At 68.8% G+C, this 12,498-nt stretch carries 10 protein-coding genes; 4 read left to right on the top strand and 6 right to left on the bottom strand.

Going from position 1 to position 12,498, the window contains the following annotated elements; translation table 11 throughout:
* The first annotated feature begins 4 nt into the window (after positions 1 to 4).
* Positions 5 to 1,519 carry a glycerol kinase GlpK gene (glpK, locus tag KV396_RS13855; RefSeq protein ID WP_247956081.1) on the top strand — a complete coding sequence of 505 codons (1,515 nt, stop codon included), beginning with the start codon at positions 5 to 7 and terminating at the stop codon, positions 1,517 to 1,519.
* Between the two features lie 60 nt (positions 1,520 to 1,579).
* Here glpK and KV396_RS13850 read toward each other — a convergent pair whose 3' ends face one another.
* Positions 1,580 to 2,461 carry a LysR substrate-binding domain-containing protein gene (locus KV396_RS13850; RefSeq protein ID WP_247956080.1) on the bottom strand — a complete coding sequence of 294 codons (882 nt, stop codon included), beginning with the start codon at positions 2,459 to 2,461 and terminating at the stop codon, positions 1,580 to 1,582.
* A 78-nt stretch (positions 2,462 to 2,539) separates the two neighbouring features.
* Between KV396_RS13850 and KV396_RS13845 the strand changes: the two genes are divergently transcribed.
* The gene (locus tag KV396_RS13845) at positions 2,540 to 3,505 is read left to right on the top strand and encodes an EamA family transporter (protein ID WP_247956079.1); all 966 of its coding nucleotides are present in this window, start codon (positions 2,540 to 2,542) and stop codon (positions 3,503 to 3,505) included.
* On the opposite strand, the gene ffh is transcribed toward KV396_RS13845, so the two are convergent.
* On the bottom strand, positions 3,402 to 4,958 hold the full coding sequence (gene ffh / locus KV396_RS13840) for a signal recognition particle protein (protein ID WP_247956078.1): 1,557 nt from the start codon (positions 4,956 to 4,958) through the stop codon (positions 3,402 to 3,404). The genes KV396_RS13845 and ffh overlap by 104 nt on opposite strands.
* 61 nt (positions 4,959 to 5,019) lie before the next feature.
* A complete protein-coding gene (locus tag KV396_RS13835; protein WP_247956077.1) occupies positions 5,020 to 5,607 on the bottom strand; it encodes a TetR/AcrR family transcriptional regulator in 588 nt (195 codons plus the stop codon).
* 96 nt (positions 5,608 to 5,703) lie between these two features.
* On the opposite strand from KV396_RS13835, the gene lipB reads away from it, so the two are divergent.
* Together lipB and lipA are read left to right on the top strand one after the other, a co-directional pair.
* On the top strand, positions 5,704 to 6,342 hold the full coding sequence (lipB, locus tag KV396_RS13830; protein ID WP_247956076.1) for a lipoyl(octanoyl) transferase LipB: 639 nt from the start codon (positions 5,704 to 5,706) through the stop codon (positions 6,340 to 6,342).
* Positions 6,339 to 7,328, top strand: coding sequence for a lipoyl synthase (gene lipA, locus KV396_RS13825; RefSeq protein ID WP_247622612.1), 990 nt, complete (start codon positions 6,339 to 6,341; stop codon positions 7,326 to 7,328). The genes lipB and lipA overlap by 4 nt, the downstream gene beginning before the upstream one ends.
* A gap of 15 nt (positions 7,329 to 7,343) precedes the next feature.
* Here lipA and KV396_RS13820 read toward each other — a convergent pair whose 3' ends face one another.
* The 3 genes from KV396_RS13820 to smc all read right to left on the bottom strand — a co-directional run bounded on the left by KV396_RS13820 (position 7,344) and on the right by smc (position 12,376).
* Complete coding sequence (locus KV396_RS13820; RefSeq protein ID WP_247622613.1) at positions 7,344 to 7,844, bottom strand: DUF2004 domain-containing protein; 501 nt, start codon at positions 7,842 to 7,844, stop codon at positions 7,344 to 7,346.
* 44 nt (positions 7,845 to 7,888) lie between these two features.
* The gene (gene ftsY, locus KV396_RS13815; protein WP_247622614.1) at positions 7,889 to 8,761 is read right to left on the bottom strand and encodes a signal recognition particle-docking protein FtsY; all 873 of its coding nucleotides are present in this window, start codon (positions 8,759 to 8,761) and stop codon (positions 7,889 to 7,891) included.
* A 69-nt stretch (positions 8,762 to 8,830) separates the two neighbouring features.
* Positions 8,831 to 12,376 (bottom strand): chromosome segregation protein SMC, encoded by a 3,546-nt coding sequence (smc, locus tag KV396_RS13810; RefSeq protein ID WP_247956075.1) that lies wholly within the window; start codon positions 12,374 to 12,376, stop codon positions 8,831 to 8,833.
* Positions 12,377 to 12,498: the final 122 nt, after the last annotated feature.

Genomic DNA, 12,498 nt, shown 5'->3' with positions numbered 1-12,498 from the left:
CACCATGGCTGACTACATCCTCGCCATCGATCAGGGAACCACCTCCAGCCGCGCGATCATCTTCGACAAGAAGGGCAGCATCATCGCGACGGGCCAGAAGGAGCACGAGCAGATCCTGCCGAAGGCCGGCTGGGTGGAGCACGACGCCTCCGAGATCTGGCGCAACGTGCAGGAGGTCATCGGCCTCGCACTGAGCCGCGCCGACCTCACCCGTCACGACATCGCGGCGGTGGGCATCACCAACCAGCGCGAGACGGCCGTCGTCTGGGACAAGACGACCGGCAAGCCCGCCTACAACGCGATCGTCTGGCAGGACACCCGCACGCAGGACATCGTCGACCGCCTCGCGGCCGACGGCGGAGTCGAGCGCTTCAAGCCGATCGTCGGACTCCCGCTGGCGACGTACTTCTCGGGGACGAAGATCGCGTGGATCCTCGAGAACGTCGAGGGTGCGCGCGCGAAGGCGGAAGCCGGGGACCTCATCTTCGGCACCACCGACAGCTGGGTGCTGTGGAACCTCACCGGCGGCGTCGACGGCGGCGTGCACGTGACCGATGTCACGAACGCCTCGCGCACGATGTTCATGGACCTCGAGACGCTCGAGTGGCGCGACGACATCCTCGAGGCGTTCGGCGTGCCGCGCTCGATGATGCCGGAGATCCGCTCCTCCTCCGAGGTCTACGGTGCGGCGGAGGACTCCTCGCTGCTGCGCGAGACGCCGATCGCCGGCATCCTCGGCGACCAGCAGGCCGCGACGTTCGGACAGGCCGCCTTCCAGACCGGTGAGAGCAAGAACACCTACGGAACCGGCTGCTTCCTCATCTTCAACACCGGCGAGGAGGTCGTCCACTCGAAGAACGGTCTGCTCACCACCGTCGGCTACAAGCTCGGCGACGCTCCGACACACTACGCGCTCGAGGGTTCGATCGCCGTCACCGGATCGCTAATCCAGTGGCTGCGCGACCAGCTCGGCATCATCTCCTCGGCCCCCGAGGTCGAGGAACTGGCCGACAAGGTCGAGGACAACGGCGGCGTGTACATCGTCCCGGCGTTCTCGGGCCTGTTCGCACCGTACTGGCGACCGGATGCGCGTGGCGCGATCGTGGGCCTCACCCGCTACGCGAACAAGAACCACATCGCGCGCGCCGCACTGGAGGCCGTGGCCTTCCAGACCCGCGACGTGCTCGACGCGGTCAACGCGGACGCGGGCGTCGACCTCACGGAGCTCAAGGTCGACGGCGGCATGGTCGCCAATGACGCTCTGATGCAGTTCCAGGCCGATGTCCTGGGCGTGCCGGTCGTGCGACCGGTCGTCGCGGAGACGACCGCCCTCGGCGCCGCCTACGCCGCCGGCCTCGCCGTCGGGTTCTGGAGCGGCCTGGATGAGCTCTCCGCAAACTGGCAGGAAGACCGTCGCTGGGAGCCCTCCATGGAGAGTGACGAGCGCGACCGCCAGCTGCGCCTGTGGCGCAAGGCCGTCACCAAGTCGATGGACTGGGTCGACGAGGACGTCAAGTAACGACCGATCACCGCGAGGGGCGGGTCCGGAGGGAACTCCGGGCCCGCCCCGTCGCCGTTGTCAGACGGATGCCTCCCCATCAAGCACCGTCAGCAACGCACGAGCGACACGCCGAGGCGAGTCGAGATCCCAGGCGACGTACTCCGCTCGCCTCGGGCCGTCGGCGACCGTGACCGTGCTCACCCCGGCCATACCCGCGGGAACCGCCCCCGGAGTGAGGAGCGCGACCGCGAGTCCCTCGGCGACCAGGCCGAGCATGACTCCGGCCGTGTCGACTTCGAATGCGACGTCGCGATCGACGCCCGCCGCCCGGAAGGCGACGTCGCTCTGGGCTCGCCCCGACGTCCCGGCCGGGAAGTCCACGAAGACGTCCTCGGCGAGATCGCCGAGTCTCAGTCGGGTGCGCGCCGCGAGTCGGTGGGCACGCGGGAGCACCGCGACGTGATGATCGACGGCGAGCTCCCGGTATCCGACGCCGCGGGGCTCGGCGCCCGGTTGCAGCCCGAGAAGCGCGACATCCAGATCGCCGCGCCGGATCTTCGCGACGAGGTCATCGCTGTTGCCCATCTCCAGTTCGACCCGTACGGCGGGGTGTGCGGCTCGGAACGACGCGAGGAGGCGCGGAACGCGGACGGCGACGACCGTCGGGATGATTCCGATCCGAACGGTGCCGTCCAGCTGATCGGGCTCGGCGGCCACGGCGTCGACGGCCTGCTGCGCAGAAGCGAGCGCGCTGCGCGCCGGTGGGAGGAAAGCCTCCCCCGCCTCGGTCAGCCGGACACCGCGGCTCGACCGGATGAACAGTCGCTGACCCAGCTCCCGCTCGAGGGCGGCGATCTGGTGGCTCAGCGCGGACTGCGTGACGAAGCACCGCTCGGCGGCTCGGGTGAAGCTCCGCGTCGCGGCCACCTCGACGACGTAGCGCATCTGTTGAAGCTCCATCTGCACATGATCTCACGTCATGAACGGCATGTTCAGAATGCGTTGGATTCATGCGGACTGCGTGCCCATGCTGAGAACATGAACCGTCTTCGCATCCTGCTCCTCACCGCCCTCGCACCGATGGCCTGGGGAACGACCTACCTCGTCACGACGGAGATGCTGCCGCCAGGGCATCCGCTCTTCGCCGGACTCCTGCGCTCTCTCCCCGCCGGGGTCGTCGCGATCCTGCTCTCGCGCAGACTCCCCCGCGGCGCCTGGTGGGGAAAGGCGGTGGTGCTCGGCGCGCTCAACATCGGGGCGTTCTTCCCCCTGCTCTTCCTCGCCGCCGAGCGTCTTCCGGGAGGGGTGGCTGCCGCGGTCGCCGGCGCTCAACCGCTGATCGTGCTCGCGCTGGGTGCGCTCGTGCTGCACGAACGCATCCGTCCGTTCTCCGCGGCCGCGGCACTGGGAGGCACGATGGGCGTCGCACTCATCGTCCTCGGGCCGTCGGCGGGGCTCGACGCGTGGGGAGTCCTCGCGGCGCTCGGCGGCGTGACGGCGACCGGCGCCGGAATGGTCCTGACGAAGCGCTGGGGACGGCCGAAGGGGGTCGGTCCCATCACTTACGCGGGGTGGCAGCTCGGCGCCGGAGGTCTCGTTCTCCTGCCCCTCACGCTCCTGATCGAGGGAACGCCCCCCGCGATCGACGCGACGGCCGCACTCGGCTACACGTGGCTCGCGACGGTGGGCGGCATCTTCGCCTACACCCTGTGGTTCGGCGGCATCCAGAAACTGCCGGTGATCGCGCCCGGACTGCTCGCGTTGCTCTCCCCGGTGGTGGCGACGCTCCTCGGCGTCGTCGTCGCCGGCGAGTCGTTCACCGGCATGCAGGGAGTCGGGATCGCCGTCGTCCTCGCCGCATTGGTCGGCGGGCAGTTCGCGGCGATGCCCGGGCGGGCCGTCAGCTCTTGCCGAACAGCTTCTGAATCTCGGCGAGATCGGCCTCGGTCGGCGCCTTCGCACCGCCGCCCAGACCGAATCCCGAACCGGTCGGCTGCGCGGTAGCGACGGCTCCGGAGTTCTCGGCCGCACGCTTGGCCGGGTTGCCCGAGCGCGATCCGCTCGACGACTTGCCCTTCTTCCCGCGCTTGGACGATGCGCCGGGGCGTCCCATTCCAGGGACCGGGCCCATGCCGGGGATGTTCGGGGTACCGCCGCGGGCGACGGTCTTCATCATCTTCGCGGCCTGTTCGAAGCGGGCGACGAGCTGGTTCACGTCGGTGACCGTCATGCCCGAACCCCGGGCGATGCGCAGGCGGCGCGAGCCGTTGAGAACCTTGGGATTGCGGCGCTCGCCCGGCGTCATCGACCGGATGATCGCTTCGGTGCGATCGATCTCGCGCTCGTCGAAGTCGTCGAGCTGCTGCTTCATCTGGCCCATGCCGGGGAGCATCCCCAGCATCTTCTTCATCGAGCCCATCTTCTTCATCTGCTGAAGCTGCTCGAGGAAGTCTTCGAGGGTGAACTGCTCGGTCGCGAGCTTTTCGGCGACCTTCATCGCCTCTTCCTCGTCGAACGCCTGCTGCGCCTGCTCGATCAGAGTGAGGATGTCACCGAGGTCGAGGATGCGGCTCGCCATGCGATCCGGGTAGAAGGGCTCGAGGTCTTCCAGACGCTCACCCGTGGAGGCGAAGATGATCGGGCGACCGGTGATCGACGCGACCGAGAGCGCGGCTCCACCACGCGCGTCGCCGTCGAGCTTCGAGAGCACGACACCGGTGAAATCGACGCCCTCCTGGAACGCCTTCGCCGTGTTGACGGCATCCTGACCGATCATCGCGTCGATCACGAAAAGGACCTCATCGGGCTGGACCGCCGCGCGGATGTCGGCCGCCTGCTTCATGAGCTCGGCGTCGACGCCGAGTCGTCCGGCGGTGTCGATGATCACGACGTCGTGCTGCTGGCGGCGCGCGTGCTCGACACCGTCCCGCGAGACCTTCACTGGGTCGCCGACACCGTTGCCGGGCTCGGGGGCGTAGATGGTGGCGCCGGCCTGCTCGGCGACGACCTGCAGCTGGTTCACGGCGTTCGGACGCTGGAGGTCCGCGGCGACGAGCAGAGGCGTGTGCCCCTCGCCCTCGAGCTGCTTGGCGAGCTTTCCGGCGAACGTCGTCTTTCCCGAGCCCTGGAGGCCGGCGAGCATGATGACGGTCGGAGCGGTCTTCGCGAACTGCAGACGACGCTGCTCTCCGCCGAGGATCTGCACCAGCTCCTCGTTGACGATCTGAACGACCTGCTGGGCGGGGTTCAGCGCCTTGTTGACCTCGTCTCCGAGCGCACGTTCGCGGACCCTCGCCGTGAAGTCCTTGACGACCGTGAGTGCGACGTCGGCGTCGAGGAGTGCGCGGCGGATCTCGCGCACGGTGCCGTCGACATCGCTCGCGCTGAGTTTTCCCTTCGTGCGCAGATTGCGGAAGGTCTCGGTGAGCCGATCGGAGAGCGTGCCAAACGTAGCCATGGTGCTCCGATTCTACGCGAGTCGACCGACGCGGATCGTCGGCTCGACCCGGCTTGTCGAATCAGCGGGACCAGCGGAGGTCGCCGATGAGGTCGAGCGCATCGCGGAGCACGTTCTCGGGTGCCGCACGACCCGCCCCCTGCTCCGCCCAGACCCGCAGCGACGAGAGCACCGCGGCGGCGTGAGCCGCACCGAGGATGTCGGCGCGGATCTCATCGATCCCCGAGGTACGGGCGGCCTGTGCGATCGCCGCAGCCAGCCGCGCCTGGCGCACACCCGCGTCGCGCGGAAGTTCGTCCTCGAGGCCCATCGCCGCGACGTTCCGCAGTGCGAGGGCCAGGGGGTCGGGGGCGAACTCCCGCACCGCTGTGAGCAGGATCAGGCGGACGTCCGCGTCGCTCGCGTCGCGATCGAGGACGTCGAGAGCATCGGACGCCTCAGCGATGCGAGCGTCGAGCCCCGACCAGAGCACGTCGCTCTTCGACGCGAAGTAGTTGAAGAAGCTCGACCGGCTCACCCCTGCCCGCTGAGTGATCTCGGCGATGGAGGTCGACTCGTACCCCTGCTCGAGGAAGAGTTCGCAGGCGGCCTCGGCGAGCGTCTCGCGGGACGACGCCTTCGGGCGTCCGGCACGACCGGTGGTCTTCATGCCTTCACGGTACCGCGCCGCGCCGATGCGTCGCGGCGCGCATCGAGAGGCGTATTGTTGGACGCGTTACAACAATGCGCTTCGATGGGAGATCGGATGCTGGACATCGTGACGGGCGGACTCGCTCCGGACCTCGTCCCTTACGCCGAGGGTTGGGATCTTCAACGACGGATCCACACGGACGTGGTCGACGGCACGCGCCCCGACACGCTCATCCTGCTCGAGCACGAGGCCGTGTACACCGCCGGCAAGCGCACCGAGCCGCACGAACGCCCCGCGGACGGGACGCCCGTGATCGATGTCGACCGCGGCGGGAAGATCACCTGGCACGGACCGGGTCAGCTCGTCGGATACCCCATCGTCCGACTCGAGGAGCCACTCGACGTCGTCGCCCACGTGCGCCGTCTGGAGCGTCTGCTGATCGACGTCCTCGGACCGCTGGGCGTGGACGGCTACCAGGTCGAGGGCAGGAGCGGCGTCTGGGTGCGCCGCCCGCTGTCCGAGGACAAGGTCGCCGCGATCGGCGTGCGGGTGCAGCAGGGTGTGACGATGCATGGGTTCGCGCTCAACTGCGACAACTCCCTCGCCGGTTTCCGCGACATCATCCCGTGCGGCATCACCGACGCCGGCGTCACCACCATCAGCGAGATCGTCGGGGCGGACGTCTCCCCCGCCGACGTCCTCTCCTCCGTGATCCGCACCTTCGCCACCGAGTACTCAGGAGTCACCGTATGACCGCCGTCCCCGAGGGGCGCAAGCTCCTCCGCCTCGAAGTACGAAACGCCGAGACGCCGATCGAACGCAAGCCCGAATGGATCCGCACCAAGGCGAAGATGGGCCCGGAGTACACGGCCCTGCAGTCGCTCGTGAAGAGCGAGGACCTGCACACCGTGTGCCAGGAAGCCGGGTGCCCCAACATTTTCGAGTGCTGGGAGGACCGCGAGGCCACCTTCCTCATCGGGGGCTCGCAGTGCACGCGCCGGTGCGACTTCTGCCAGATCGACACCGGCAAGCCCGCCGACTACGACACCGACGAGCCGCGTCGGGTCGCCGAGAGCGTGGTGCGGATGAACCTTCGCTACGCGACGGTGACCAGCGTCGCGCGTGACGATCTGCCGGACACGGGAGCCTGGCTCAACGCGGAGACCGTCCGCAAGATCCACGAGCTCAATCCGAACACCGGCGTCGAGCTGCTGGCCAACGAGCACAACGCCGATCCGGCGTTCCTGGGGCAGATCTTCGATGCGCGCCCCGAGGTCTTCGCGCACAACGTCGAGACCGTGCCGCGCATCTTCAAGCGCATCCGCCCGGCGTTCCGCTACGAGCGCTCGCTCGACGTGATCACACAGGCGCGAGACGCCGGCCTCATCACCAAGTCGAACCTCATCCTGGGCATGGGTGAGGAACCGGAGGAGGTCGTCCAGGCGCTCCAGGATCTGCACGACGCCGGGTGCGACATCATCACCATCACGCAGTACCTGCGCCCGTCGCCGCGTCACCTCCCGGTGGCGCGCTGGGTGAAGCCGGCGGAGTTCGTCGAGTTCAAGGACGAGGCCGAGCGCATCGGGTTCCTCGGTGTCCTGGCCGGGCCCCTTGTGCGTTCGTCGTACCGTGCGGGCCGCCTGTGGGCGCAGTCGATGGTGTCGAAGGGACGGGAGATCCCCGCGCACCTCGCCCACATCGCCGACAGCGCCGATCTGGGATTCGCCCAGGCGGTCTGAGCACAGACCGTCGCGTCAGTCGGCGCTCATCACCGACTGCACGCTGCCGTCGGAACCGAGGTTCACCAGGAGCACGTCGTCCGTGGTGGCGGCGTCGAGCGCGTACTCCAGCACCGCGAACGGCTCGGACCCGCCGTGCTCGTCGGCGAGGATCGTCATGCTCATGAGCCGGAGAGAACGGATGATGTCGACGGCGGCGTCGCCCGAGATGTCGACGAGGACATCGGGGAGGTCGTCACCGTAGGCCTCCTGCTGCTGCAGGATGTACTCAGTCACCTCGCTCGTGCGATCGTCGACCTCCGACAGCATCCCGCGACGTGCCGTGTCGTCGACGTTCTCGAGCCCGGCGATCAGCGAGGCGGCAATATCGAGCGCCTCGGACGACACATCGTCCTGATCGGGCGCGGTCAGGTCGACGGTGACGCTCTGGTCGCCGAGTTCGACCGTCTCCGACCAGAAGATCGATCCGTCCGGCCCTGAGGACAGGAGCCCGAAGTAGTCGTGTTCGATCGCCATACCGCTATGAAACCAGCCTCATGCTCGCGACGGTAGTCCCGTCGTCATCCGACAAGTGATTGCACGAACACGTGCGGGGTGAATCCGGTCAGGTCATCGATGCCCTCACCCTGACCGAGGAGCTTGACGGGGATGCCGGTGCGCTCCTGAACCGCCAGAACGAAACCGCCCTTGGCGGACCCGTCGAGCTTCGTGAGGACGAGTCCCGTGACCCCCGCGTGCTGCAGGAAGGACTCCGCCTGCATCACCCCGTTCTGCCCGGTCGTGGCGTCGAGTACCAGCAGCACCTCGCTGATCGGCGCCTGCTTCTCGACCACACGCCGGATCTTGCCGAGCTCGTCCATCAGGCCGCCCTTGGTGTGCAGCCGGCCCGCGGTGTCGATGATCGCGATCTCGATCCCCTCGCGCTGCGCGTACTCGACGGTCTGGAATGCCACCGATGCGGGGTCCTGGCCCTCCTGCTGAGGCCGCACGATCGCGGCGCCGCCGCGCTGGGCCCAGGTGGCGAGCTGGTCGACGGCCGCCGCGCGAAAGGTGTCGGCGGCGCCCACGACGACACTTCGCTGGAATCCGCGCAGGAACTTCGTGAACTTCCCGATCGTGGTCGTCTTCCCGACGCCGTTCACGCCCACGACGAGCACCACGGCGGGGCGCTCGGTGAGCTTGAGCGTGGTGTCGAACTTCGCGAAGTGCTCCTCGAGCGTCTCGCGCAGCATCCGCTGGAGGTCCTTCGGGTCGGTCGTACGGAACCGTTCGACCTTCGCCCGGAGCTCCTCGACGATGCGCTCGCTGATGTCGGGACCGAAGTCCGCCGTGATCAGCGCCGTCTCGAGGTCGTCCCAGGTCGTCTCATCGATCGTGGGCTTGACGAACATGCCGCGCAGTGCGCGACCGAGGGACCAGGACTTCTCCGCCATCCCCCCAGCCTACGGGGCGGGAGGCCTCGCGGAGTCCGCCGCTGTTCCCCGGCGATTCGCTCGGAGGCCTCAGCTCGCCGCGGCCGCGCGATCGCCCACGCGCTGCCCGACCACCGCGGAGACGCCGTCCTGACGCATCGACACGCCGTACAGCGCATCGGCGATCTCCATCGTGCGCTTCTGGTGCGTGATCACGAGCAGCTGCGAGGTCTCGCGCAGCTGCTCGAAGACGGTGAGAAGTCGGCCGAGGTTCGCATCGTCGAGCGCGGCCTCGACCTCGTCGAGGATGTAGAACGGGCTCGGACGCGCCTTGAATATCGCCACGAGCAGAGCGACGGCTGCGAGTGAGCGCTCTCCGCCCGAGAGCAGGGAGAGCCGTTCGATCTTCTTCCCGACCGGGCGCACGGCGACCTCGATCCCGGTCGTGAGCATGTTGTCGGGGTCGGTGAGCGAGATGCTGCCCGTACCGCCGGGGAACAGCAGCGGGAAGACCTCGCCGAACGCCTCCTGGGTATCCGCGAACGCGCTCGCGAAGATGGTCTGCATCCGCTCGTCGAGGTCGGCGATGATCGTCATCAGGTCTTGACGGGTCTGCGTGAGATCCGCGAGCTGTTCGGTGAGGAACGCGTGACGCTGTTCCAGCGCGGCGAACTCCTCGAGCGCGAGCGGATTCACCCGGCCGAGTTGTGCGAGCTTGCGTTCGGCGTCGGCCAGGCGTCGCTGCTGGATGCGGCGGTCGAACGGGATGGTCAGGTCGACGTCGATCTCGTGGTCATCCGAGACCTCGGCGACGTCGCGCGGAACGGGCTGATCGGGGCCGTACTCGGCGACGAGGATGTCTTCGTCGAGCGCGAGCTCGGAGGCGACGCGTTCGAGCAGCCCGGTCAGGTGGAGCTTCTTCTCGTGGATCTGCAGTTCGAGGCCGTGCACGCTCTCGGTGAGCCCGGCCAGGCGTTCCCGCAATGAGGACTCCTGCGCCCGCAGTGCGGTGAGCTCCTGGTTCTGGGCCGCCCGAGCCGTCTCGGCCTCGGCCAGCGCCACGCGCGCCTCGGTGACCGAACGGTCGAGCGAGTCGAGGACGCGGGGGAGCTCCTCGGCGACACCGGCGGCCGCCTCGCGCTGCGCACGGCGGATCACGGCACGGCGGGCAGCTTCGGCGGCGGCATCCCGCTCCTGCTCGCGCTGGCGCTCCAGGGCGGTCACCCGCGACTGCGCCGCACGCACGCGTTCGCGGAGCGTCTCGATCTCGAGCCGCGCCCGCACCTCGCCCTCGCGCGCGGATTCCAACGCCTCCAGCAGACCGTCACGCGCCGAGGCATCGAGCACGGGACGGGGAGCGGAGACGGCATCGTCGAGCGCGGTCTTCGCGGACTCCGCCTTCGCCTCGGCATCCGCCACAGCCGACTGCGCCTGTGCGAGACCGGTCTCGAGACGCTCGCACTCGGCGACCGCGGCTTCGTGACGCACCGTGATGCGGTTCACCTGTTCGGCGTGCGTGGCCAGGGCCGCGTCCAGCTCGCGCAGTGCGCGCAGGGCGTCCTTCGACTGGCGCCGCGTCGTCTCGACGGCCTCGTTCGCGTCTTCCCGTGCCTCGCGGAGCGAATCCACGATCACCTGCACCTCGGCGAGCCGCTCTGTGGCGGCGTCGCGCTCGGCCGCGAGCTCGAGGCGCGAGCGTTCGCCTCCCGACCCGGTGCGCAGACTGTGGGCGGTGACGACGTCTCCGCCGACGGTGACGATCGTGGTCGACTCGTCGTCGAGTGCATCCAGAGCGGTGCGCGCAGCGCGAGCAGCATCGAGATCGTCGGCGATGAGAACGTGGGCGAGGATACCGAGCACTCCCGCGGGCGCATCGACGGCCGAAACCGCCGGGGTCACTCCGGGCAACTGCGGGAGTTCAACCGAACGACGCGCGGTCTCGGCCGCGACGAAGTCGACCACTCCCCTCCGCTGGTCGGCCGCTTCGGCAGCCAGCATGAACGCATCGGCGGCTGTATCGACGAGCACACCCTCGGCGAGTGGACCGAGCACGGCGGCCACCGCGGCTTCGAAGCCCGATCGGACCTGCACCGCGTCGCCGACGAGACCCCGGATCCCCGGGCCACCCGCCTTCACGATCTCGGCGGAACCACCCGACAACGCCAGCGCGCTCCCGAGCGCCGCCGCCTTGGCCGTCAACGAGTCCACCTCGCGCTCGGCGGCGTGCAGCCGTTCGCGCAGAGTCTCGCGCTCAGCCTCCGCCGCGGTCGCCGCGCGCTGCGCATTCTCGTACGCCGCAGAGTAATCGGCCGCAGAACCTTCGGGCGCCTCGGCATCGTCGATCGCCTCGAGCGCCTCCGACGCCTCTCGCCGCCGCTCGTTCGCGGCCTCGAGCGCGTTCTCCTGGCGGAGCACCGCGCCGCGCACGGCGGCAAGTGCGGAGGCGGCCGCGTCGGCGGTGCCGCGCAGCTCCGAGAGACGCATGTCGTACTCCGACACCAGAGCGCTCTGCTCCGCGATGTCGACGTCGAGCGTGTCGAGCTCGGCGCGGGCGTTCAGGACCTCCCGGCTGGCCGCGACGGCCGCGTCCTGGGCGTCACCGAGACCGGCCGAGATCTCGGTGATCTCATCCCTGGCCTCGTCGATCGTCGCCTGCGTCACGGTGACCGCGTTGACCGCGGCATCGTCGTCCTCGGTGCCGAGGAGGGCGAGGCGCTGATTGGCGAGCGTGTAGAGACCGCGCATGCGCTCCTGCACCTGCTCCAGCCCGAACGCGACGCTGCGCGCCTGATCGACGGCGACGGAGTTCTGATCCTGTTCGAGCCGGTGGATGCTCGCCCGCACGGTCTCGGCCTGGTCCGAGAGCACGAGGCGCTCGGTGTGCCGTTCGTTCTCCGTGCGCGTGTGGTCGGCCAGCGCCGTGCGAAGGGCCACGACGTCGTCGGCGAAGATTCGTGCCTTCGCATCGCGCACGACGGCAGCGATCGACTGCGCCTCTCGGGCGATCTCGGCCTGACGACCGAGCGGCTTGAGCTGGCGACGGATCTCCCCCGCGAGATCGCTCAGACGCGTCAGGTTCGTCTCCATCGCGTCGAGCTTGCGGACCGTCTTCTCCTTGCGTCGACGGTGCTTGAGGATGCCGGCTGCTTCTTCGATGAAGCCGCGCCGATCTTCGGGCGACGCCTGCAGAACGGTATCGAGACGCCCTTGCCCGACGATCACGTGCATCTCGCGACCGAGGCCGGAATCGCTGAGCAGCTCCTGCAGATCGAGGAGCCGGCAGCTGTCGCCGTTGATGGCGTACTCGCTCGATCCGTTGCGGAAGAGCGTTCGGCTGATCGTCACCTCGGCGTACTCGATCGGAAGCGCACCGTCGCTGTTGTCGATCGTCAGCTGAACCTCGGCACGACCCAGCGGGCCGCGCGTCGACGTGCCCGCGAAGATGACGTCCTCCATCTTGCCGCCGCGGAGGGTCTTCGCGCCCTGCTCCCCCATCACCCAGGCGAGAGCGTCGACGACGTTGGACTTACCGGAGCCGTTCGGTCCCACGATGCACGTCACACCGGGTTCGAAGACGAAGCTCGTCGGTTGCGCGAACGACTTGAAGCCCTTGAGGGTCAGGCTCTTCAGATGCATCGGGGCACCGATCGTTCGGGGAGAATCACGCCCATACGTTACCGGAAACGCGGGATTCGGCCGGGAGACCGCGCGGGAAGCACCGGAGACCGACACGCGCGACACGCCGTGAAACTGGGAGA

Source organism: Microbacterium galbinum (assembly GCF_023101185.1).
In the GTDB taxonomy this organism is placed as follows: domain Bacteria; phylum Actinomycetota; class Actinomycetes; order Actinomycetales; family Microbacteriaceae; genus Microbacterium; species Microbacterium galbinum.
The sequence above is the reverse complement of the archived record's forward strand: the minus strand, read 5'-3'. Positions and strand labels throughout refer to the sequence as shown.

Excerpts from the sequence above, each read along its gene's own strand:
- glpK (WP_247956081.1), top strand. The coding sequence starts at position 5 with ATGGCTGACTACATCCTCGCCATCGATCAGGGAACCACCTCCAGCCGC.
- KV396_RS13850 (WP_247956080.1), bottom strand. The coding sequence starts at position 2,461 with ATGGAGCTTCAACAGATGCGCTACGTCGTCGAGGTGGCCGCGACGCGG.
- KV396_RS13845 (WP_247956079.1), top strand. The coding sequence starts at position 2,540 with ATGAACCGTCTTCGCATCCTGCTCCTCACCGCCCTCGCACCGATGGCC.
- ffh (WP_247956078.1), bottom strand. The coding sequence starts at position 4,958 with ATGGCTACGTTTGGCACGCTCTCCGATCGGCTCACCGAGACCTTCCGC.
- KV396_RS13835 (WP_247956077.1), bottom strand. The coding sequence starts at position 5,607 with ATGAAGACCACCGGTCGTGCCGGACGCCCGAAGGCGTCGTCCCGCGAG.
- lipB (WP_247956076.1), top strand. The coding sequence starts at position 5,704 with ATGCTGGACATCGTGACGGGCGGACTCGCTCCGGACCTCGTCCCTTAC.
- lipA (WP_247622612.1), top strand. The coding sequence starts at position 6,339 with ATGACCGCCGTCCCCGAGGGGCGCAAGCTCCTCCGCCTCGAAGTACGA.
- KV396_RS13820 (WP_247622613.1), bottom strand. The coding sequence starts at position 7,844 with ATGGCGATCGAACACGACTACTTCGGGCTCCTGTCCTCAGGGCCGGAC.
- ftsY (WP_247622614.1), bottom strand. The coding sequence starts at position 8,761 with ATGGCGGAGAAGTCCTGGTCCCTCGGTCGCGCACTGCGCGGCATGTTC.
- smc (WP_247956075.1), bottom strand. The coding sequence starts at position 12,376 with ATGCATCTGAAGAGCCTGACCCTCAAGGGCTTCAAGTCGTTCGCGCAA.